The sequence below is a fragment of the Faecalibacterium sp. 9 genome (assembly GCF_048320955.1).
GTDB classification, from domain to species: domain Bacteria; phylum Bacillota; class Clostridia; order Oscillospirales; family Ruminococcaceae; genus Faecalibacterium; species Faecalibacterium wellingii.
In genome coordinates this window covers 141,327-163,903 of the sequence record NZ_JBLWGB010000002.1, presented here as the reverse complement: position 1 = coordinate 163,903, position 22,577 = coordinate 141,327, and the positions used below count along the sequence as shown (strand labels likewise).

General features: G+C 59.2%; 14 protein-coding genes. 7 read left to right on the top strand and 7 right to left on the bottom strand.

The features are described 5' to 3' along the window. Positions 1 to 12: 12 nt before the first annotated feature. Positions 13 to 732, bottom strand: coding sequence for a JAB domain-containing protein (locus tag ACKXF9_RS09335; protein WP_418265990.1), 720 nt, complete (start codon positions 730 to 732; stop codon positions 13 to 15). 164 nt (positions 733 to 896) lie between these two features. Here ACKXF9_RS09335 and ACKXF9_RS09330 point away from each other — a divergent pair, with 164 nt between their 5' ends. Together ACKXF9_RS09330 and ACKXF9_RS09325 are read left to right on the top strand one after the other, a co-directional pair. Beyond that, positions 897 to 1,904, top strand: a complete 1,008-nt coding sequence (locus ACKXF9_RS09330; protein ID WP_418265989.1) for an RluA family pseudouridine synthase — start codon at positions 897 to 899, stop codon at positions 1,902 to 1,904. 52 nt (positions 1,905 to 1,956) lie between these two features. After that, a complete protein-coding gene (locus tag ACKXF9_RS09325) occupies positions 1,957 to 2,517 on the top strand; it encodes a CatA-like O-acetyltransferase (protein WP_418265988.1) in 561 nt (186 codons plus the stop codon). Between the two features lie 50 nt (positions 2,518 to 2,567). On the opposite strand, the gene ACKXF9_RS09320 is transcribed toward ACKXF9_RS09325, so the two are convergent. From ACKXF9_RS09320 to ACKXF9_RS09305, 4 genes are all read right to left on the bottom strand, one after another. After that, positions 2,568 to 2,972: a hypothetical protein gene (locus ACKXF9_RS09320; RefSeq protein WP_339395851.1), complete on the bottom strand. Its 405-nt coding sequence runs from the start codon at positions 2,970 to 2,972 to the stop codon at positions 2,568 to 2,570. Positions 2,973 to 3,164: 192 nt separating this feature from the next. Continuing rightward, positions 3,165 to 4,451, bottom strand: a complete 1,287-nt coding sequence (locus tag ACKXF9_RS09315) for a diaminopimelate decarboxylase (protein WP_418265987.1) — start codon at positions 4,449 to 4,451, stop codon at positions 3,165 to 3,167. Between the two features lie 133 nt (positions 4,452 to 4,584). Continuing rightward, positions 4,585 to 6,480, bottom strand: a complete 1,896-nt coding sequence (locus ACKXF9_RS09310) for a polysaccharide biosynthesis protein (RefSeq protein ID WP_339395849.1) — start codon at positions 6,478 to 6,480, stop codon at positions 4,585 to 4,587. Between the two features lie 227 nt (positions 6,481 to 6,707). Then, the gene (locus ACKXF9_RS09305; RefSeq protein WP_418265986.1) at positions 6,708 to 8,291 is read right to left on the bottom strand and encodes an oligosaccharide flippase family protein; all 1,584 of its coding nucleotides are present in this window, start codon (positions 8,289 to 8,291) and stop codon (positions 6,708 to 6,710) included. Between the two features lie 192 nt (positions 8,292 to 8,483). Between ACKXF9_RS09305 and ACKXF9_RS09300 the strand changes: the two genes are divergently transcribed. The 3 genes from ACKXF9_RS09300 (at position 8,484) to hcp (ending at position 12,740) form a co-directional block, all read left to right on the top strand. Then, positions 8,484 to 9,314, top strand: coding sequence for an Mrp/NBP35 family ATP-binding protein (locus tag ACKXF9_RS09300; RefSeq protein ID WP_249236790.1), 831 nt, complete (start codon positions 8,484 to 8,486; stop codon positions 9,312 to 9,314). 379 nt (positions 9,315 to 9,693) lie between these two features. After that, positions 9,694 to 11,046, top strand: coding sequence for an NADP-specific glutamate dehydrogenase (gene gdhA, locus ACKXF9_RS09295; protein ID WP_418265985.1), 1,353 nt, complete (start codon positions 9,694 to 9,696; stop codon positions 11,044 to 11,046). 113 nt (positions 11,047 to 11,159) lie between these two features. Next, positions 11,160 to 12,740, top strand: coding sequence for a hydroxylamine reductase (gene hcp / locus ACKXF9_RS09290; protein ID WP_418265984.1), 1,581 nt, complete (start codon positions 11,160 to 11,162; stop codon positions 12,738 to 12,740). Between the two features lie 363 nt (positions 12,741 to 13,103). On the opposite strand, the gene ACKXF9_RS09285 is transcribed toward hcp, so the two are convergent. Both ACKXF9_RS09285 and ACKXF9_RS09280 read right to left on the bottom strand, forming a co-directional pair. After that, positions 13,104 to 15,794 carry a hypothetical protein gene (locus tag ACKXF9_RS09285; RefSeq protein ID WP_418265983.1) on the bottom strand — a complete coding sequence of 897 codons (2,691 nt, stop codon included), beginning with the start codon at positions 15,792 to 15,794 and terminating at the stop codon, positions 13,104 to 13,106. Beyond that, a complete protein-coding gene (locus tag ACKXF9_RS09280; RefSeq protein ID WP_418265982.1) occupies positions 15,745 to 16,305 on the bottom strand; it encodes a hypothetical protein in 561 nt (186 codons plus the stop codon). Before ACKXF9_RS09280 ends, ACKXF9_RS09285 begins: the two co-directional genes overlap by 50 nt. A 96-nt stretch (positions 16,306 to 16,401) precedes the next feature. Here ACKXF9_RS09280 and gltB point away from each other — a divergent pair, with 96 nt between their 5' ends. Beyond that, a complete protein-coding gene (gltB, locus tag ACKXF9_RS09275) occupies positions 16,402 to 20,937 on the top strand; it encodes a glutamate synthase large subunit (RefSeq protein ID WP_418265981.1) in 4,536 nt (1,511 codons plus the stop codon). A gap of 13 nt (positions 20,938 to 20,950) precedes the next feature. Further along, positions 20,951 to 22,429 carry a glutamate synthase subunit beta gene (locus ACKXF9_RS09270; RefSeq protein ID WP_418265980.1) on the top strand — a complete coding sequence of 493 codons (1,479 nt, stop codon included), beginning with the start codon at positions 20,951 to 20,953 and terminating at the stop codon, positions 22,427 to 22,429. The last annotated feature ends 148 nt before the right edge of the window (positions 22,430 to 22,577 follow it).

Below are 22,577 nucleotides of genomic sequence, written 5' to 3'. Positions count from 1 at the left end.
TTCCGATAAAGCTCACGGCCAGAACAACGTACCGGTCCTGAAATCATAGATCGGCAGGCGGTTGGCATCCCGCATAGAGAAATATTCCGTATCGGTCAGGATGAAGTGGTCCAGCAAATAGATGTTCACCAGACCCAGTGCCTGAGCGATGCTGCCGGTGGCTTCTATGTCCTCCATGGAGGGCAGTGCCGCACCGTTGGGGTGATTGTGGCAGAGCACTACCGTGTCGGTGCCGCCCTTGATAGCCGCAGCCACCACGCTCTTGATCTCCAGACTCACCCGGTCAGAGGTGCCTTCCCGCAGCCAGACCGCCGCCCGCACCCGTTTGCGGCTGTCCAGACTCACCAGCATGGCGCGCTCGTAGTCTGACCATGCAAACTTTGCCATGAGGTAGCTGCCCATCTGCTCGGTAGTCTTGATGCAGCGGGTGGTGCTGGTTCGGCTGCGGCTGTAATAACGGCAGATCTGCGGCAGCAGATGCAGCATCCGGGCAGTGGCAGGGCCCACACCCTCCACGGTGCACAGCTCCTCCTCACTGGCCTCCAGTACCGCCGCAAAATCACCAAAACGGTCGATGAGGTCATGTGCGATGCCGTTGGTGTCCTTCTGCGCATTGGTGAGGTACAGCACATATTCCAGTGCTTCGTGCTCGGCCAGACTGTCCAGCCCGTAGTTCTGCACCCGTTCGCGCATCCGCTGGCGATGCCCCTGATGCCGTTTGTATTCTGCCATTGCCGGTACTCTCCTTCTTGTTCATTCCCTATAATAGTACCCATTTTGCATCGGGAACTCAAGGCTTTGGGGAAAAATAGTTTCGATCCGGGACGTTTCCGCGTTGACTTGCAGCCGTGGCTGTATTACTATAAAGGTATCTTTTGAGATTTGAGGAACCATTTATGAAACAGTATACTGCAACCGCCAACGACGACGGCGTTCGTCTTTCCCGCTTTGTGCAGAGCGTGACCCGCGATTTTCCCACCAGCCTGCTGTACAAGAGCTTCCGCAACAAGCGTGTGAAGGTGAACGGAAAAAAGGCCGCGCCGGAGTACCGCATCCAGACGGGGGATCTGATCGAATTGTACATCAACGACGAGTTTTTCCCGACGGAGGGTGCAAAGCCGGTGCAGAAGGCTGCCCCCAAAAAGCAGCCCAATCAGCCCAAGGTGACTGTCATCTACGAGGACGAAAACATTGCTGTTCTGTACAAGCCCACCCACCTGCTGTGCCATAGTGACCGCACCGGCGACGCAAACCTTGTGGACGCTTTTACCCAGTATCTGGCCGAAAAAGGCGAATACGACCCCCACGGCGAGAACCGCTTCAAGCCCGGCATCTGCAACCGGCTGGACCGCGGCACCGAGGGCCTTGTGATCGCAGCCAAGAGCTATACCGCCCTGCGTGACATGAATGAGATCATCCGCACCGATCTGCTCAAGAAGGAATACTACACCATTACGGTGGGCATCCCGCAGTCGGGACGGTTCACCGCATGGTGGGAGCACGACGAAAAAAACAATAAGGTGAGCATCCACGCACACCAGTCGCAGGACGAGCGCCGCAAGCAGATCATTACGGATGTAGACGTACTGCGTACCGCCGGGCCTTTTGCGCTGTGCCGGATCGGCCTTATCACCGGCCGCACCCACCAGATCCGCGCCCACCTTGCCTACCTTGGCCGCCCGGTACTGGGCGACATCAAGTACGGCAACCGCAAAATGAACGAGCGCACCGGCACCAAAACGCAGGCCCTGTGCGCCGTGCGCGTCAGCTTTCTGGACATTCCTGAGGAGAACAGCCTGCATTACCTCTCCGGCAAGGTCATCAAGCTGAAGGACCCGCAAATCGTAAAGCAGTTTGATGCACTGGATAAAAACAAGGCGGATGGGGAAAACGGCCATGCATAAAATCGACATGAACACGTGGCCGCGGGCAGAGCTGTTCCGGTTCTTTTCCGGAGTGTCACAGCCATTTTACAGCGTCACCTTCCGGGTGGACGTGACGAATCTCCATGCCTACACCAAAGCCCGCGGCATTTCCTTTTATTATGCCCTCGGCTATCTCGTGACCGATGCTGTGAACAGCGTGGTGAATTTCCGCTATACCATCCGGGACGGCGAGGTCTGGCTTCTGGATAAGCGCATCCCCAGCCTGACCGACCTGAAGCCCGGCAGTGAGCAGTTCCACATCGTCACACTGCCCAAGACCGGCACGCTGGACGAGTTCTGCTGCGCCGCAAAAGCTAAGAGCGCAGCACAGCAGAGCTTTCTGGATCAGGACTGCGAGACGGACGTGCTGATCTATATTTCCACCACGCCGTGGTTTGATCTGACCAGCTGCACCAACGAGCGGGATTTTGACAAAGACGACGCCATCCCCCGCATCACATGGGGCAAGTATGTCCCGGAAAACGGCCGCGAAACGCTGGGCATGAGCCTTGAGGTGAGCCACCGGTTCATCGATGGGTATCACCTGGGGCAGTTTTATCAAACGCTTCAAAAAAGCATTGATGAATTGTAAAAAACGGCTGCTGTACTTTACCGTACAGCAGCCGTTTTTCTCTTTGTTCTTTACTTTTTGTCGGAGTCCTGCTCCACCTTTTCCTGCGATTCCTGTTCACGGCGCAGCTCTTTGATGCGCTTTTTCTCGCTCTGGACATGGGGCCATGGCCAGCTGAAGCCCTCATTCTCGCGGCACCATTTGACCAGCGGATAGAACGCGAAGGCCAGACCGAAGAGGTACAGCAGAGCGTACAGCAGGGCATCCAGCGTGATGAGCGCATCCAGTGCACCGATCACCGCCACCACACAGCCTGCCTTCAGGAAGAACAGGCCATTCTGGCGGCAGTATTCCTCAAAGTGCTCCGCTTTGACGGCACGACGGCCCTGATCGCCCCAGACACGGGGATTTTTCATGACCGAATAGCCGTAGAATACCATCATCAGGCCAAGGGTGAGCTGAAAACCAAAAAACATCTGTTGTACCTCGTTGTATTGAATTTATAACCCTCTCAGGCAAAGCCTGTCGGCTTTGCCTGCTCTCCCGAAGGACGAGCTCTTATGCACTAACGGGAAAGTATTCCCATCGTTGGGAGGATAACCTTTCGGTCAGCAGAGGAAAAGCTCCACCCTTCGGGGGAGCTGCTGAGCGCAGCGAAGCTGAGAGGGTCAATCCTCAAACAGCGGCTTCATCAGGGGCAGGAAGTCCAGCGTTGCAAAATAATCACGCGGAGTCTCGGCGCGGCGGATCAGACGGTGGGTGCCGTCCTCGCACAGCAGCACCTCTGCGCTGCGCAGCTTGCCGTTGTAGTTGTAGCCCATGGCAGAACCGTGTGCACCGGTGTCGTGGATATAAACGATGTCGCCAATGTCGATCTTGGGCAGCATACGGTCGATGGCAAACTTGTCGTTGTTCTCGCACAGACCGCCCACCACATCATACATGTGGTCGCAGGGCTCGTTCTCCTTGCCCAGCACAGTGATGTGATGGTAAGCACCATACATGGCGGGACGCATCAGGTTGGCAGCGCAGGCGTCCAGACCGATGTACTCCTTATAGATGTGCTTTTCGTGGATGGCCGTTGCCACCAGAGCACCGTAGGGGCCGGTGGTAAAGCGGCCCATCTCGGTAAAGATGGCCACATCACCCATGCCGGCAGGCACCAGGATCTCCTCAAACTTTCTGCGCACGCCCTCACCGATGGCCATGATATCATTTTCGGTCTGCTCCGGACGGTACGGGATGCCCACACCGCCGGACAGGTTGATGTAGCCAATGTGCACACCGGTGGCCTTCTGCACCCGGACTGCCAGCTGGAACAGGATGCCTGCCAGCTCCGGATAGTATTCATCGGAAATGGTGTTGGAGGCCAGGAAAGCGTGGATGCCGAAGTTCTTGGCGCCCTTTGCAGCCAGCTTCTTGTAGCTTTCGACCATCTGCTCCTCGGTCATACCATACTTGGCATCGCCGGGCTTGTCCATGACCTGAAAGCCCTCTTCGCTCTCGCCCAGACTGAAGGTGCCGCCCGGGTTGTAGCGGCAGAAGATGTTCTCCGGCACACCGGCGACACGCTCCAGAAATTCCACCATGGTGGCATCGTCCAGATTGATATAGGCACCCATCTCGTAGGCCTTCTTCATATCTTCCACGGGAGTCTGGTTGGAGGAGAACATGATATCGCTGCCGGAGAAGCCGCACACCTCGCTGAGCATCAGCTCGGTCAGGGACGAGCAGTCCACGCCGCAGCCCTCCTCCTTGAGGATCTGCAGAATGACAGGGTTCGGCAGAGCCTTGACTGCAAAATACTCCTTGAAGCCTTTGTTCCAGCTGAATGCCTTGTTGATGCGGCGGGCATTTTCACGGATGCCCTTCTCGTCGTAGACATGGAACGGCGTGGGCACATCCTGAATGATCTCCTGTGCCATCGCCTCGGTCAGAAACGGTTTCTTTTCCATAGTAACATCCCTCTCATTTTATATACACGCGGCCGATTGCCGCAGTGACGTTGGTAGAAGCTCCTCCCGTCATCGCTGACGCGATGCCGCCTCCCTCTTTGAGGGGGCTGTCTGTGCAGCAGACTGGGGGAGCTTACAGCTTCAGATTCTGGCGGGTGGGGGTAAAGGTGGGGATCATCTTTGCCAGCTGCTGCACCACACCCTCATCGTTGTGCTGGGCGGCTTTGGCAAGCTCCTGCAGCTGCTCGTAGAACTCGGCAAGGTCAATGCTGCGGGGCGAGGCCACAAAGATCTTGTTATGCTGGGTGCGGCGCATCTTGTCCTGCTCCTCGTCCATCATCAGCTCTTCATAGAGCTTCTCGCCCGGACGCAGACCCACGATCTTGATCTCCATATTCACACCCGGCTCATAGCCGTAAAAGCGGATGAGCTGCTTTGCCAGATCCATGATCTTGACCGGCTCGCCCATATCCAGCACATAGATATTGCCGCTTTCGGCCAGCGCACCGGCCTGCAGCACCAGTTGGGCCGCTTCCGGAATGGTCATAAAGTAGCGCTCAATGTTGGGGTCTGTCAGGGTGACAGGCCCGCCTTTTTTGATCTGGGCCTCAAACAGCGGAATGACGCTGCCGTGGCTGCCCAGCACATTGCCAAAACGCACAGCCACGCACTTCATATCCGTGTTGCCCGCAAAGGTCTGGATGAGCATTTCGCAGATGCGCTTGGTACATCCCATCACACTGGTGGGGTTCACAGCCTTATCGGTGGAAAGCTGCACGAACCGCTCCACGTCGTGCTCGCTGGCGCTCACCAGAAGGTTCTTGGTTCCCAGAACATTGTTCTTCACGGCCTCGGCAGGGCTCACCTCCATGAGCGGCACATGCTTGTGAGCCGCCGCGTGGAACACCACCGTGGGGTGATAGGTCTCAAACACCTCGTCCAGCCGTTTTTTGTCCCGGATGGAGCCCACCAGCACCGTTACCGGGATATCCCGGCCGTACTTCTGCTGCAGCTCCATCAAAAGCTCATAGGCGCAGTTCTCGTAGATATCAAAAATAAGCAGCTTGCCGGGCTTGAAGCGCATCACCTGACGGCACAGCTCGCTGCCGATGGAGCCGCCGCCGCCCGTGACCAGAACGGTCTTGCCGGTAAGGTAGCCGGAGATCTGATCCGTATCCAGCGTCACCTCATCGCGGGAAAGGAAATCCGCCGGGTTCAGCTCGCGGAAGGCTCCCTGCTGGGGTGCGCCGCTGCCCACCAGCTGCGGGTCGCTGAGCAGCTGCACCGCACAATGGGTGCTGACACACAGGTCGATGACATGGTTCAGTTTGCTGCCCTTCAGGGTAGGGATGGCAATGATGATGCTGTGGATGCCGTAGCGATTGCACAGCTCCGGGATATCCTCCAGCGTGCCCTTCACCGGCACCCCGTGGATGGTCTGGTTCAGCTTTGCGGGGTCGTCATCAACCGCCACCACAGCATGCCCGTATTCCTTATTGGACTTGCACACGTTGATGGCCCATGCACCGGCCTCTCCGGCACCCACGATCATCACGGGCCGGTTGGGGTCTCTGCTGGCAGAGCCGCGCAGCTTTTCGCCCAGCGGGTGGTTCAGGAACAGCCGCCATGCCAGACGGCTGCCGCCCACCAGCAGGAAGATGAGCACTGCTGCCATGCAGTTGGCAGAGTTGAACAGCACACCGTGGATGCACAGACGGTTGACACCGTAGACGACAACGGTAGGCACAGCCACCGTTGCCGCCAGACGCATCAGGTCGCGTTCACCGGCGTACTTCCACAGTACGGAGTACAGCCCACTGAACAGAAAGCTGGCAATGTACACCGCCACGATCCATGGCAAATTTTCGTACAGAAGCTCACGATTATGCGGCCACCAGGCAGCTTCCACTGCTCCGTCTGCCCGCAGCAGAAGCGCAAAATAAAAGCTGAATGCAACAATGGCTGCATCCAGCAGCACAAGCAGCGCCCGGCGCGCAAGCACCTGCGGCGTGTTTTTTTTATCTTTCACAAAAAAGTCCTCTTTTTGCACACGGCGTAAAACGCCGCTGTTTTTTCCGGAAGGAGCTTCCGGCGTTCCGGCCTGCCCGGCGCACCGGACAGTCCTATCTTTATATTATACTCAGAAGCGCGGGGAATGTCCAGAAAATTTGCAGGAAAGGCGTCCCCTTGCGGGAAGCTGCCGCCTCATGCGGCTGATGAGGGCGCAGGACAGCAGTATTTTACCCCAAATCCCCCTCATCCGGCGCGGGTGCGCCCCGCAGCAGGCTGCCTGCTTTTTGTCCGGAGGGCTTTCACTTCCTCCCCCAGCCCCAGCGGCCATGCCGCCAGCAGGAATGCTGCCGCCGTCATGCAGCCGCCCGCCCCCAGAGCCGCCAGCTGCATGGGCAGTTCCGACCTCAGTCCGTCCGCAAGCAGCCCTTTCAAAAAAGCACCCGCCCCTGCTGCCAGCAGCGCCGCCAGAGCAGGCGCACCCAGCCAGCGGCGGAAAGCGTGCCGCGTGCCGCTGGAAAACAACAGCCGCCCGGTGTTGGCAATGCAGGTGTACAGGCTGGAAAGCAGGATCACTGCCAGAAAGCCCTTCATGCCAAAGCGCGGCAGCAGCACCACCACCCCGCCAATGCGCAGGATGGAGTCCCACACGCTGTAGCGGAACGCGGCCTTCTGCTCCCCCACCCCTTTCATGGCTCCGTCCACCATGCTTTCCAGATACATCAGCGGCATGGCGGGGGCCAGCGTTTCCAGATAAAGCCCGGCTTCGGCGCTGCGGTATAAAAGCTGCGCCAGCGGGCGTCCCCACACCCAGAACAGCGTCCCCGCCAATGCAGAAAAATAACCGGTGAGCCGCAGCATCCGATTCAAAAGCGCATTGAGACGTTTGGTCTGACCCAGAATATGTGCCTGCGTGATCTCCGGCATCAGCAGCACCGAAAGGCTTCCCAGCAGCCCGAAGGGAAAGGTGAGCAGCGGCAGGGCCATGCCCTTGAGCACCCCGTACTGCTCCAGTGCTGCGCTGCGCCCGCCTGCTTTTGCCAGATATACCGCAAGGCAGGCGGGCACCAGCATGTTCTCTGCGGTGTGCAGGGCGCTTGCCAGCACCCGCCCGCCCTCCACCGGCCACAGGATCTCCCACAGACGGCGGGCCGGGTCTGCCGGGCGGACGGCTCTCTGCCCCGCAAAAGCGCTGCGGGCATCCCGCCGGTAAAAGATCAGCATGCACAGCGCCGACACCGCTTCGCTGACGGCAGTAGCTCCCAGCACCAGCATACAGCGCACGCCCACCGCAAGGCCCTCGGTGCGGGTAAGCGCCAGTGCCACCAGCGCGATGCGCACCGTCTGCTCCGTAAGCTGGCTGAACACATTGGGGGCCACATGCCGCCGGGCGATGAAAAAACCCCGCAGGACCGCAGACACTGCCATCCATGGCATTCCCAGCGCTGAAACGCGCAACGCTCCGGCGGCGCGGACATCGCCAAGCCACCACCGGGCTGCAAGATCCGCTGTTGCCAGCTGCAGCACGGCGGCAAACAGCCCCAGCAGGAGCCCCGTCGCCAGCAGACGCCGCAGCATTCCCCGGGCCGCACCGCGGGCAGAGTCCGGGCCGCTGAGTTCTTCGGCCATGAGCCGGGTAGCTGCCACCGAGACGCCCGCCGTTGCCAGCGTGATGAACAGCGAATACACCGCCAGCACCAGTTGATACAGGCCCATCCCCTCGCCGCCCAGCTCGTTTGCCAGCCAGATGCGCAGCCCCATACCGGCCAGCCGCAGCACCACGTCTGAGCCGGTAAGCAGCGCTGCATTTTTTAAATAGCTCTGCCGCATGGCGCACCCCTCCTGACGGTCACAGTCTCTCTTTTCAGCCTATGCATCTGCGCTCTGAAAAAGACGAGCGGCGCGGCGGGTTGTTTCCCGCGCACTTTTATGGTATAGTAAAGGGGCGGCCTTTGCAGCCGTATTCTGATCAAGGAGGAAGCACACGGCAAACGCCCCGCGCCCGCCGTGCGCAAAAAGAGAATGAGCGAAGAATGCACCCATGACTGCTCCAGCTGCGGAGCAGCATGTTCTTCCCGCGATGCAGCGCCCAAGCATGACGCACCCAACCCCAACAGCAGCGTCAAAAAGGTCATCGGCGTTGTGTCCGGCAAAGGCGGCGTTGGCAAGAGCATGACCAGCGCCCTGCTGGCCTGCGCCATGGCACGCCGCGGCTACCACTGCGGCATTCTGGATGCCGACATCACCGGCCCTTCCATCCCGAAGCTCTTCGGCATCCATGGCCGCGCCATGGCCGACGACAAGGGCTGCTGGCCCATCCAGAGCCGCATGGGCATCGATGTTATGAGCATCAACCTGCTGGTGGAAAATGAGGAAGACCCCGTTGTGTGGCGCGGCCCGGTCATTGCCGGTGCCGTCAAGCAGTTCTGGACCGATGTGGTCTGGAAGGACGTGGACTTCCTGTTCGTGGACATGCCCCCGGGAACCGGTGATGTGCCCCTGACCGTGTTCCAGAGCCTGCCGGTGGACGGCATCGTGGTGGTGGCAAGCCCGCAGGAGCTGGTAAGCATGATCGTGGCCAAGGCCGTGAACATGGCTGAAATGATGAAGGTGCCCATGCTGGGCATCGTGGAGAACATGAGCTACATCGTCTGCCCCGACTGCGGCAAGCACATCAATGTGTTCGGCAACAGCCATGTGGACGAGGTGGCCGCAAAGCATCACCTGCCCGTGCTGGCAAAGTGTCCCATCGATCCCCAGCTGGCTCAGCTGTCCGATGCCGGCATGATCGAGACCTACGGCGGCGAGTATCTGGAAGGTGCCGCAGACGCCTGCGAAAAGCTGCTGAAATGATCTGACCCTCTGGCTGCTGCACAAACTGCTGTGCAGCAGCCTTTTTGCTGCCGGAAGCGACATCTGTGCAAAAGGCATTCTTTTCCGCTTTAAAAAACAAGGCGTCATGCGGTTTTTTTCTTTTATTTTTCGTTTTGTGAAGCGGTTTCAACTTTTCATCTGTTTTTTTGAAACATTTTCTGCTTTTTCGCTATTGTCAAACCCACAGGAAAGCTTTATAATAATAAAGCGGTCTGCAGCCATAAGCAGGCCGGTGTGTAAGAACGGAAATCCGGGATCGTCCCCAAAGCGTTTTAGCAGCGCGTCCGCTGTGTGGCGGGCCGGGCGGTCTCGTCTTTTTCAAATTTTATAGAGTAATTGGGAAAAGGAGTATTCTACTATGCTGACAAATGAATACCTGAAGCGCGTTTACGAAGGTCTGGAAAAGCGCAATGCCAACGAGCCTGAGTTCCTGCAGGCTGTGCGCGAGGTTCTGGAGAGCATCCAGCCCGTTGTGGAGAAGCACCCCGAGTACGAGAAGGCCGCTCTGATCGAGCGTCTGGTCGAGCCGGAGCGCATCATCACCTTCCGTGTGCCCTGGGTTGACGATCAGGGCAAGGTTCAGGTGAACCGCGGCTACCGTGTGCAGTTCAACAGCGCCATCGGCCCCTACAAGGGCGGCCTGCGCTTCCATCCCTCTGTCAATCAGGGCATCCTGAAGTTCCTCGGCTTTGAGCAGACCTTCAAGAACAGCCTGACCACCCTGCCCATGGGCGGCGGCAAGGGCGGCTCTGACTTCGATCCCCACGGCAAGAGCGACATGGAAGTGATGCGCTTCTGCCAGAGCTTCATGACCGAGCTGTACCGCCACATCGGCCAGTTCGTGGACTGCCCCGCCGGTGATATCGGTGTCGGCGGCCGTGAGGTCGGCTATATGTTCGGCCAGTACAAGCGCCTGACCAACAGCTTCCAGGGCGGCATGCTCACCGGCAAGGGCCTGACCTTCGGCGGCTCTCTGGCCCGCACCGAGGCTACCGGCTACGGCCTGTGCTACTTCACCGCTGAAGCTCTGAAGTGCATGCGCAACGACAGCTTCCAGGGCAAGACCGTGGTCATCTCCGGTTCCGGCAACGTGGCGATCTACGCCTGCGAGAAGGCTACCCAGCTGGGTGCCAAGGTCGTTACCATGTCCGACTCCAACGGCTACGTCTACGACCCCAACGGCATCGATCTGGCCTACGTCAAGGATCTGAAGGAAGTCCGCCGCGGCCGCATCAAGGAGTACGCCGAGACCCACGAGGGTGCAACTTATGTTGCAGATTGCACCAAGGTCTGGACTGTCCCCTGCGACATCGCCCTGCCCTGTGCAACCCAGAACGAGATCAACAAGGAGTCCGCTGAGGCTCTGGTGAAGGGCGGCTGCACCGTGGTCTGCGAGGGCGCCAACATGCCCAGCACCCCGGAGGCCATCGAGGTCTACCTGTCCAACGGCATCCTGTACGGACCCGCAAAGGCTTCCAACGCAGGCGGCGTGGCTACCTCCGGTCTGGAGATGAGCCAGAACTCCGAGCGTCTGAGCTGGACCTTTGAAGAGGTCGATGCCAAGCTGAAGGGCATCATGGAGGGCATCTTCCATGCTTCCTACGATGCATCTGTGGCTGCCGGTTCCGAGGGCAACCTGATGGTCGGTGCAAACTGCGCCGGCTTCCTGAAGGTTGCAACCGCTATGATGGCTCAGGGCATCACCTACTAAGTCATACCGCGTCGTCTAAGAGCCGCGCCCGCAGGGGTGCGGCTCTTTTTTGGTATAACCCCGCCCCGCTCTGCCCACACTGGCAGTATCTTATGGCAGAAAGGGAGTTTTGTATGGACGAGCAGATGTTTTGTTTTCAGTGTGAGCAGGCGGCGGGCTGCACCGCCTGCACCGGCGCAGCGGGGGTGTGCGGCAAGTCGGCCGAGACAGCCGCCGCACAGGACCGGCTCACCGGGGCGCTCATCGCGTTTGCCGGGCAGCTCATCGCGGCGGGGCGCGGCCCGGCCCCGGAACAGGCCCGGCTGCTGATGCAGGGGCTGTTCACCACCATTACCAACGTGAACTTTGACCCCGCCGCCGTGGACGCGCTGACCCGCCGGGTGCACGACGCCAGCCCCGGCACCGGCCCGGACTACGACATGCAGGCCCTCTGGCGGGAACCGGACGCCGACCGGCGCAGCCTGAAATGCTTTGTGCTGTTCAGCCTGCGGGGCATGGCCGCCTACAACTACCACGCCCGGGTGCTGGGCCGCATCGACCCGGAGCTGGACCGGTTCTTCTGTACCGCCCTGCAGGCCGTGGGCGACCCCGGCCAGACCACCGACGCCCTGTGGCAGCTGGTGCAGGCCACAGGAGAAGCCAGCTACCGCTGCATGGAGCTGCTGGATGCGGCCAACACCGGCGCGTTTGGCGATCCGGAACCGGTGCAGGTGCCCCTGACCATTGAAAAGGGGCCGTTTATCGTGATTTCCGGCCACGACCTCTACGACGCACAGCAGCTGCTGGAACAGACCGCAGGCCGGGGCGTCAACGTCTACACCCACTCGGAGATGCTGCCCGCCCACGGCTACCCGGAGCTGAAGCGCCGCTACCCCCACCTCAAGGGCAACTTTGGCACCGCATGGCAGAACCAGCAGCGGGAGTTCGAGGACATCCCCGCGCCCATCCTGTTCACCACCAACTGCATCATGCCCCTGCGCGCCAGCTACGCCGACCGGGTGTTCACCACCTCGGTGGTGGCTTACCCCGGCGTGCCCCACATCGACGAAGGGCGCGACTTTTCCCCGGTGATCGAAAAGGCGCTGGAGCTGGGCGGCTACGCGCAGGACACCCTGCTGCCCGGCCTGAACGGCGGCTCCACGGTGACCACCGGTTTTGCCCGCACCGCCGTGCTGCAGCACGCGGACGAGATCGTGCAGGCGGTGCGGGACGGTAAGCTGCGGCACTTCTTTCTGGTGGGCGGCTGCGACGGCACCCGGCCCAGCCGCCGCTACTACACCGAGTTTGCCCGCCTTACCCCGCCCGACACCATCCTGCTGACCCTGGCCTGCGGCAAGTTCCGCCTGAACAACCTGCCCCTTGGCACCGTGCCGGGCACCGGCCTGCCCCGCATCCTGGACGTGGGCCAGTGCAACGACGCCTACAGCGCCATCCGCATCGCATTGGCGCTGGCCGACGCCTTTGGCTGCGGCGTCAACGACCTGCCCCTCTCGCTGGTACTGTGCTGGTTTGAGCAGAAGGCCGTGTGCATCCTCATCGCGCTGCTGGCGCTGGGCATCCGGAACATCCGGCTGGGGCCTACCCTGCCCCCGTTCCTCTCGCCGGGGGTGGTGCGCACCCTGCAGGAACGGTACGGCCTCAAGCCCATTGCCACCCCGGAAGCCGACCTGCAGGCCATTCTGGGCAGACATTGAGCCTGCACTGTTCTCACTATAGCTACAACTGACCGCCGTACGCGGCGTTTCGCACAAGAAGCAGTGGAAAGCTGTTGTTATATTTGGTGCAGCTGTCACTTGAAGATTCTTCACGAGCCGCTATAATAATAAGTACCGGAACAAAGGCGTTCCGCAAGGGTGGAGTCTACCCTTGCGGGGCGCTTTTCTTTTTTGTCAGAATGCGGAGGGTGCCGCATCCGGTGAGGATTTTATTTGGTTTGCCCCGCCGCCCCAAACAAAGACAAAGCAGGCCCCCCGGCACCATGCGGAAGTGCCGGGGGGCCTGCTTTTGCAATATGGAGGAAAGCGGAGCCTTGCGGTAAACTCCGCCTCCGGGGATGGTTAGTCTTTCACCAGTTCGCTGTGGTCTGCCTCCACCAGCAGCAGGGTGGGCTCTTCGGTCCCACGGTGGGTGAGGTAGAACACCTCGCTGCCGCTGCCCTGTGCCAGCAGGTCGTTGATGTCAAAGCTGCTGGTCTGGCCATTGGTGACGAACTGGATGGTCTGTGCGCCGTGATCCTGCAGGTAGCGCAGGGTGTTCAGGTCGCCGGTAAGGGTGGCCGTGTCGTAGGCACCGGTGTAGGTGCGCAGGGTGCCGTTCTGGCTCACGGTAAAGGACTTATTCATGCCCTCGGCATCCACCACCCGCAGCTCAAGGGCGCCGAAGGCTTCGGTGGCACCGCAGTTGGTGCAGGTGTGGGTGCCGTTGCCGTTGTCCACCCAGTTGTGGCCGGTGGTGGGGATGGTTCTGGTCTCCACATGGCTGGGGTCACGGTTGCAGATACGGGTCTCCACGCCCTCTTTGGTGCAGGTAGCGGGGGTGGTCACTGTCCAGGCGCCCCAATCATGGCCCAGGGCGGGGATCTTTTCCGTTGTCTCCATGCCACAGCGGCTGCACACCTTGCCCTTTTCTCCAGCTTCCGTACAGGTAGGAAGCGTTTCCGTGTCGCTCCATTTGTGATTAAACTCCTGTTTCATCGTGTCTCCGTCTCCGTTGGGGACCCAGGAGTTATCAATAATTACGTCGTTTTTGCCATCCAGAATTTCAGACAGTTCTCCGCGTTCATTTGCGCCTCTTCCGATGCCCTCTGATCCGTTGTTGCCTAAAGCCCCTGTCCCATCTTCCAGAAGATAGTTTCCGTTCTCATCTTTTTGGCGGTTGCCGTTCTGATCCAGTTGGAACCGACCAATGACCGAGTTGATGATCGTTATCACGTTCTCGCCATTCCAGTAGTCACCTTTGGTTCCGCCGCCGCCAATACCAGCACCGTAGGTATTATACCTCGAAGGAGAACCCGATTTGGCAGACTCGACCGTAGCATTTTTGATCGTCACATGCGCATACGTTTTGTCTGGAGCGTAGGAATGGTAACCGTCACCAGCACCAGAACCAATGCCGGCTGCGCCGTTGCCGCCAACAGCCTCTTGCACCGTGGCTCCGTCGGTAATTTCTATCTCTGCGGAGCCGCCGTCATAGAGGAGAGAGCCTGGTGCAGCAACGAAAGCGCTTCCACCACCAATGCCTGCACCAAGGTGGCCCACAGCCTTTTTGATGATGGTGTTTTTGCCGCGGATCTCGACCTTAGCATCTCCACCCAGACAGCCGTCATAGTTACCGGTATCGTCATTGTCAGCGCCACCGCCGCCAATACCGGCACCACGAAGGCCCTCCGCCTCGATCACGCCTCCGGTGATCAGCACATCTCCATCGCCGCCATAATCGTCGCTCCAGCCGCCGCCTATACCAGCGCCATACTCAGCCTTCGACTGGATATGACCGCCGTTGATGGTCACTGCACCGTCGTGGCCCCTGTTATAGAGGGAGCCGCCGCCAATGCCGGTAGCCTCAATATTGCCGCCGTTGATGGTGATCGTTTGGCTGCGGTCATCCGGGTCTTTCCTATTGACCTTGCCGCCATTGCCGCCAGCGCCTCCGCCGATGCCGGCAGCACTTCCGCCGCCCGTTGCCGTGATCTTTCCGCCATTGATCACGATACTGCTGGTACTTAGATCACCCGAGTAATAGGCTTTATTTCCTCCTCCTATACCAGCGCCGCCATAGTCTCCGACACCATTACCGCCCGTAGCAGTCAGGCTGCCAACGTCCTTGACAGCATCGCCGGTTTTTCCGGCAGCAACTGCATCTTCCTCGGCCTTTTTCTCCTCATCATCCTTCTTTGTGCCATCGTTCCTGAGGTCATCCCGGATGGTCAGTCTGCCTTTAGAGTCCCCGTCACTCTTTTCCAAGCCGGCATGAGCATTGCCGCTGGTCAGGACATTGCTGTGGTTCAGCTCAATGTTGACATCGCCTTCACCCGAAATTTTCATGGCGGCATCGCTGTCGGATTCGATCTTTGCATTGTCCAGCGTGATATTGAGGGCATTTTCCGCTCCGGCGACATTATTGATGATCTTGATGACATTGCGGACGGCAGCTGCCACCGCACTGGTAAGGGTCGTTGGAGCCGGGGCCTCATAGGTCATGATGCCCGCATCTGCATCCTCAGAGTCCTTGTTCTGGTTCTTCTGGCCGCTCTGGTCGGCTTCCGGGTCGCTCTGGTTCTTCTGGTCGTTCTGGTTCTTCTGGTCGGCTTCCGGGTCGTTCTGGTCGGCCTGGTCGCCCTGATTCTTCTGGTCGGCTTCCGGGTCGTTCTGGTCATTCTGGCTGTCCGGGCGGGAGACCTCCTGATCCGGCTGAGCGTCCAGCTCCCCGGTATAGCTGATCACGGTGCCGTCCTTGTTCTCCGTTACCGTGGTCTCCGGGGCCTTGGTATCGTCCTTCGCAGCATCTGCAGCGGCCGTTGTGGTGGCGGCAGACTTTGTGACCGTGTTGTCGCCGGTAATGGTGATCTTGTCGTCCTCTTTACCGTCTGAGAAATCTTTTGTTTTATCTTGACCGTCCACGCTGATGGTGATCTTTGTGCCGCTGCCGTCCGCATCCTGCCTGATCTCCACATCGCCGGTGATCTTTGCATCGGACATATCAATGGTATAGCCAGCCGATGCAGGTACCGCTGCTGTAGAGACTGCCATACTCAGGGCCAGGGCGGCCGCCGCCGTCCGCTTCATGTTTTTTCGTAACCGCATAAATTTTTTCCTCCAATCGTTTTGCGGGTTGCCCGCTTTTTCTCATTCTACCCCCCCATTCCATGTGCGCAAGAGCATTTTTTACCAAATTTTCTGCAGTTTTATGTGCATCTTGTGCGATAATTCGCCAAGATTTATGGACATCACGCCGAAAAGCATCAAAAATCATCCTCTTTTTCGGGAGTCCCGGGAAAACCGGTATCGTTTCCACGGGCCGCCAATTTTGCGGGAACCATAGACTGCCGATTTTGCAGGAGCCATCAAAGGCTCCCTGCCGGGGCCGTCCGGCGTTTTGGCCCGGCAGCAGCCTGCAAAAAGCCATACTTCTGCCCACCGGGTGTGTCTGTTTTGAACAAGAAAAAAGAGGGTCGGTGTACCCACATTTGGTGCAGCTGTCACTTGAAGATTTTTCAGCGTTCTGTATAATAATAGTTACCGGAACAAAGGCGTTCTGCAAGGGGCTATTTTGCCCTTTGCGGGGCGCTTTTCTTTTTTGTCAGAATGCGGAGGGTGCCGCATCCGGTGAGGATTTTAGATAAGGATGGGAAAGTCTATGGAAAACTTTACAGAGCAGAAAAACACCCTTGGTCTGTATGACCCACAGTTTGAGCACGATGCCTGCGGCATTGGCGCTGTGGTGGATATCAAGGGCCGCAAGAGCCATCAGACGGTGGACGATGCGCTGTCCATTGTGGAGCGGCTGGAGCATCGTGCCGGCAAGGATGCGGAAGGCAAGACCGGTGACGGCGTGGGCATCATGCTGCAGATCAGCCACAAGTTCTTCTCCAAAGTGGCCGAAGAGCTGAACATCAGCCTTGGCAACGAGCGTGAATATGGCGTGGGCATGTTCTTCTTCCCGCAGAGCGAGCATCTGCGGGCGCAGGCCATGAAGCTGTTCGAGGTGGTCACCCGCAAGGAGGGCCTTGAGTTTCTGGCATGGCGCAAGGTGCCCGTGAACCCGGACGCCGTTGGTCAGAAGGCCCGCGACTGCATGCCTGCCATCTGGCAGTGCTTCATCAAAAAGCCCGCCAAGGTGAGCAAGGGCATTGATTTTGACCGCAAGCTGTATATCGTGCGCCGCGTGTTCGAGCAGGCCAGCAACGGCACCTATGTGCCCAGCCTGTCCAGCCGCACCATCGTTTACAAGGGCATGTTCCTCGTGCATGATCTGCGCCTGTTCTATGCCGACCTGCAGGACCCCGATTACGAGTCTGCCATTGGCATGGTGCACAGCCGCTTCTCCACCAACACCAACCCCAGCTGGATGCGCGCACACCCCAATCGTTTTATCCTGCACAACGGTGAGATCAACACCATCAAGGGCAACACGGATGCCATGCTGGCCCGTGAAGAGAGCATTTCCAGCTCCATCATGCAGGACGACATGAACAAGATCCTGCCCATCATCAACACTTCCGGTTCCGACTCTGCCATGCTGGACAACGCGCTGGAATTTATGGTGATGAACGGCATGGATCTGCCGCTGGCCGTGATGATCACCATTCCCGAGCCATGGGAGAACAACAAGAACATCAGCCAGAAAAAGCGCGATTTCTACCAGTATTATGCCACTATGCTGGAGCCCTGGGACGGCCCCGCTGCCATCCTCTTCTCGGATGGTGACGTGATGGGCGCTGTGCTGGACCGCAACGGCCTGCGTCCCAGCCGTTATTACATCACTAAGGACGGACGCATGATCCTGTCCTCCGAGGTGGGTGTGCTGGAATGCGAGCCGGATAACATTCTGGTCAAGGATCGTCTGCGCCCCGGCAAAATGCTGCTGGTGGATACCGTCAAGGGTGAAGTGGTGGATGACGAAAAGCTCAAGGAGTTCTACGCCAGCCGTGAGCCCTACGGTGAGTGGATCGATCGCAATCTGGTGCAGCTCAGCAAGCTGAAGATCCCCAATGTGAAGGTGGAAAGCTACACCGGCAGCCAGCTCACCCGCCTGCAGAAGGTGTTCGGCTACAAGTATGAGGATGTGAACACCATGATCCTCTCCATGGCCCGGGCAGGCGCAGAGCCTTCCGGCGCTATGGGCACCGACACCCCGCTGGCCGTGCTGAGCAACCAGCATCCGCCGCTGTTCAACTATTTCAAGCAGCGCTTTGCGCAGGTCACCAACCCGCCCATCGATGCCATCCGCGAAAAGGTGGTCACTTCCACCAGTGTATACATCGGTGCCCACGGCAACCTGTTGGAGGATAAGCCCGAGAACTGCAAGGTCCTCAAGGTGCACAACCCCATTCTGACCAACACCGACCTGCTGAAGATCAAGTACATGAACGTGCCCGGCTTCAAGGTCGCCACGGTCTCGATCAACTATTATAAAAATACCAGTCTGGAAAAGGCCATTGACCGCGTCTTCCTTGAGGTGGATCGTGCTTACAAGGAGGGTGCCAACATCATCATCCTGTCCGACCGCGATGTGGATGAATACCATGTGACCATCCCCAGTCTGCTGGCAGTGTCGGCGGTTTCGCAGTACCTGATCCGCACCAAGAAGAGCACTGCGCTGGCCCTCATTCTGGAAAGCGCAGAGCCCCGCGAGGTGCACCACTTTGCCACCCTGCTGGGCTACGGTGCCTGCGCCATCAACCCCTATCTGGCACACGAGACCATTGGTCAGCTCATCGACGAGGGCCTGCTGGATAAGGATTACTACGCAGCCGTGGAGGACTACGACAACGCCATCCTGAACGGCATCGTAAAGATCGCCTCCAAGATGGGCATTTCCACCATCCAGAGCTACCAGAGCAGCCAGATCTTTGAGGCAGTGGGCATCTCCAAGGATGTCATTGATAAGTACTTCACCGGCACCGTGAGCCGTGTGGGCGGCATTACCGTTGAGGACATTCAGGCCGATGTGGAGGCCCTGCACAATGCAGCCTTTGACCCGCTGGGTCTGGACATCAACATGGAGCTGGCCGACAGCGGTGCCCACAAGTTCCGCAGCGGCAAGGAAGAACATCTGTTCAACCCCCAGACCATCCATCTGTTCCAGAAAGCCTGCTGGACGAACGATTACTCTGCTTTCAAGCAGTTCACCAGCACGGTGGACAACATGGGTACCGACGGCGTGCATCTGCGCAGCCTGCTGGACTTCAACTATGCTCCTGACGGCGGCATCCCGCTGGAAGAGGTGGAGCCGGTGTCCAGCATCGTCAAGCGGTTCAAGGGCGCAGCCATGAGCTACGGTGCACTGAGCAGCGAAGCCCATGAGACCATTGCCATTGCCCTGAACCGTCTGGGCGGCCGCAGCAATACCGGTGAGGGCGGCGAGCCCGAGGAGCGCTACCACAGCGAGAGCAATTCCAAGATCAAGCAGGTGGCTTCTGCACGCTTTGGTGTAACGAGCAAATACCTCGTTTCTGCGGAAGAGATCCAGATCAAGCTGGCACAGGGTGCAAAGCCCGGTGAGGGCGGCAATCTGCCCGGTGCCAAGGTATATCCGTGGATCGCAAAGACCCGCCACAGCACCACCGGTGTGGGCCTGATCTCTCCCCCGCCGCACCACGATATCTACTCCATTGAGGATCTGGCTGAGCTGATCTACGACCTGAAGAACGCCAACCGCAACGCCAACATCAACGTCAAGCTGGTGAGCGAGGCAGGCGTCGGCACCATTGCGGCCGGTGTTGCCAAGGGCGGCGCACAGGTCATTCTGGTGTCCGGCTACGACGGCGGCACCGGTGCAGCACCGCGTACCTCCATCAAGCACGCAGGCCTGCCGTGGGAGCTGGGCATTGCGGAGACCCACCAGACCCTGATCCTGAACGGTCTGCGCACCCGCGTGCGCATTGAGAGCGACTCTAAGCTGCTCTCCGGCCGTGATGTTGCCATCAGCTGTATGCTGGGTGCTGAAGAGTTCGGCTTTGGTACTACCCTGCTGATGGCCGAAGGCTGTGTGATGATGCGAGTGTGCAATCTGGACACCTGCCCCATGGGCATCTGCACCCAGAACCCGGAGCTGCGCAAAAACTTCCACGGCAAGCCGGAGTACATCATCAACTACCTCACCTTCGTGGCCGAAGAGCTGCGCGAGTACATGGCAAAGCTGGGCGTGCACACCATCGATGAACTGGTGGGCCGCACTGACCTGCTGCGCGTGAAGGAGACTGCATCCGGCAGCCGTGCTTCCAAGATGAACCTCGACTGCATCCTGCACAACCCCGCTATTGAGAACAGCAACGTCCACTTTGTCAAGGAGGACACCTACGACTTCCATCTGGAAAATACCCTCGACATGAAGGTGCTGATGAAGAAGTTCAAGCTGAACAGCAAGGCTGTACAGAGCGTGGAGCTGAACGTCTCCAACACCGACCGTGCTTTTGGTGCCATCTTTGGCAGCGAGATCACCCGCAAATACGGCAACACTCTGCCGGATGACGTATACACCGCCCACTGCGTGGGTGCAGGCGGCCAGAGCTTTGGTGCCTTCATCCCCAACGGCCTGACGCTGGATCTTGTGGGCGACTGCAACGACTATATGGGCAAGGGCCTGTCTGGCGGCAAGATCGTCGTGCGCCCGCCCAAGGGCATCACTTTCAAGCCCGAGGAGAACATTATCACCGGCAACGTGGCCCTGTACGGTGCTACCAGCGGCAAGGCCTATATCTCCGGCGTGGCCGGTGAGCGCTTTGCCGTGCGCAACAGTGGTGCTACCGCCGTTGTGGAGGGCGTAGGTGACCATGGCTGCGAATACATGACCGGCGGCACCGTGGTGGTGCTGGGTCAGACCGGCAAAAACTTTGCAGCCGGTATGACCGGCGGCATTGCCTATGTGCTGGACGAGAACTGGGATTTCTACCAGCGCGTCAACAAGGAGACGGTAAGCCTTGAGCCCGTCGAGCACAAGTACGATGTTGCTACCCTGAAAGAGCTCATCCGTGCGCATGTGGAAGCCACCGGCTCCCCCCGCGGCAAGGAGATCCTGGACAATTTCAGCGAATTTTTGCCCAAGTTCAAGAAAGTTCTGCCTTACGATTACGACCGCATGCTGCGCGTGATCGCATCCGTTGAGGAGCGCGGTCTGGACGGTGAGCAGGCGCAGATCGAAGCATTCTATACGGTGCAGAAGAAGAAGTAAGGAGGGCAGCGTCATGGGTAAGACAACAGGATTTATGGATTATACGCGCAAAACCAGCACGGATGTACCGCCGCTGGAGCGCATTGAAAACTTCAACGAATTTCACGTCTGGCTCTCCCGCGAGGAGCAGCAGACGCAGGCGGCACGCTGCATGGACTGCGGTGTTCCCTTCTGTCAGGCCGGCATGATGATCGGCGGCATGGCCTCCGGCTGTCCGCTGAACAATCTCATCCCGGAGTGGAACGACCTTGTTTACCATGGCAAATGGGAGCTGGCCATGCATCGGCTGATGGCTACCAACCGTTTTCCGGAGTTCACCAGCCGGGTGTGCCCTGCCCTGTGTGAAGCAGCCTGCACCTGCGGCGATGTGACCGGCAGCAGCGTGACCGTGCGCGAGAACGAACACGCCATTATTGAGACAGCTTACGCCAAGGGCTGGCTGCACGCCGCACCGCCGCCCTCCCGCACCGGCAAGAGCGTAGCCGTGGTGGGCAGCGGCCCCTCCGGCCTTTCGGTAGCCGAATACCTGAACAAGCGCGGCCACGCGGTGACTGTGTTCGAGCGTGCCGACCGCGTGGGCGGCCTGCTGATGTACGGCATTCCCAACATGAAGCTGGACAAATCCGTCATCGAGCGCCGGGTCAAGATCATGCAGGCCGAGGGCGTGGAGTTCCGCACCAACATGGACGTGGGCGGTGCGGTCGCCGCCGAAGAACTGCTGAACAGTTTTGACGCCGTGGTTCTGTGCTGCGGTGCCAAGAAGGCCCGCGACCTGAACGTACCGGGCCGCGACGCCAACGGCGTGCACTTTGCGGTGGACTACCTGACCAGCGTGACCAAAAGCCTGCTGGACAGCCAGTTTGCAGATGGCAAAGCCATCGATGCCAAGGGCAGGAATGTTCTGGTCATCGGCGGCGGCGACACCGGCAACGACTGTCAGGGTACGGCCCTGCGTCAGGGCTGCACCGATCTGGTGGCTCTGGAAATGATGCCTCAGCCGCCCAAGGAGCGTGCAGCTTCCAACCCGTGGCCGGAATGGCCTCGTGTGCTGAAGGTAGACTACGGCCAGACCGAGTGCCTTGCCAAGTTCGGCAAGGATCCCCGCGTTTACCAGACCACCGTGAAGGAATTCCTGAAGGACGATGCCGGCAATCTGACCGGTGCCGTGATCAGTTACCTGAAGCCGGAGCGGGATCCCGAGACCGGCCGCACCAACATGGTGCCCACCGGCGAAGAATTTACCTACAACTGCCAGCTGGCGTTCATCGCCGCAGGCTTTACCGGCTGCGAAAACTACGTAGCCGATGCATTCGGCGTTGAGCTGACCGCACGCGGCAACGTGGCAGACCACACCTTCAAGACCAATGTAGAAAAGGTGTTCGTCTGCGGCGATATGCGCCGCGGCCAGAGCCTTGTGGTCTGGGGCCTGCGCGAAGGCCGCGACTGCGCCGCCGAGGTTGACCGCTTTTTGATGGGCTACACCAACCTGTAAGCTCCGTAAGGCGGCAGCTGCATTTTTAACCAAGCCATTCTCTTTCCTATCCTAAACAAGCAGAAGCGGGAGCCCGTAAAGGCTCCCGCTTCTGCTTTTGTTATTCTGTTATCGTCAGTGCCTGAGAGGGCGGGCCCGTTTTCCTTTT

Bases quoted from the DNA above. Each gene is read 5' to 3' on its own strand.
- ACKXF9_RS09335 (WP_418265990.1), bottom strand. From the start codon at position 732: ATGGCAGAATACAAACGGCATCAGGGGCATCGCCAGCGGATGCGCGAA.
- ACKXF9_RS09330 (WP_418265989.1), top strand. From the start codon at position 897: ATGAAACAGTATACTGCAACCGCCAACGACGACGGCGTTCGTCTTTCC.
- ACKXF9_RS09320 (WP_339395851.1), bottom strand. From the start codon at position 2,972: ATGTTTTTTGGTTTTCAGCTCACCCTTGGCCTGATGATGGTATTCTAC.
- ACKXF9_RS09315 (WP_418265987.1), bottom strand. From the start codon at position 4,451: ATGGAAAAGAAACCGTTTCTGACCGAGGCGATGGCACAGGAGATCATT.
- ACKXF9_RS09305 (WP_418265986.1), bottom strand. From the start codon at position 8,291: ATGCGGCAGAGCTATTTAAAAAATGCAGCGCTGCTTACCGGCTCAGAC.
- ACKXF9_RS09300 (WP_249236790.1), top strand. From the start codon at position 8,484: ATGAGCGAAGAATGCACCCATGACTGCTCCAGCTGCGGAGCAGCATGT.
- gdhA (WP_418265985.1), top strand. From the start codon at position 9,694: ATGCTGACAAATGAATACCTGAAGCGCGTTTACGAAGGTCTGGAAAAG.
- hcp (WP_418265984.1), top strand. From the start codon at position 11,160: ATGGACGAGCAGATGTTTTGTTTTCAGTGTGAGCAGGCGGCGGGCTGC.
- ACKXF9_RS09285 (WP_418265983.1), bottom strand. From the start codon at position 15,794: ATGGCAGTCTCTACAGCAGCGGTACCTGCATCGGCTGGCTATACCATT.
- gltB (WP_418265981.1), top strand. From the start codon at position 16,402: ATGGAAAACTTTACAGAGCAGAAAAACACCCTTGGTCTGTATGACCCA.
- ACKXF9_RS09270 (WP_418265980.1), top strand. From the start codon at position 20,951: ATGGGTAAGACAACAGGATTTATGGATTATACGCGCAAAACCAGCACG.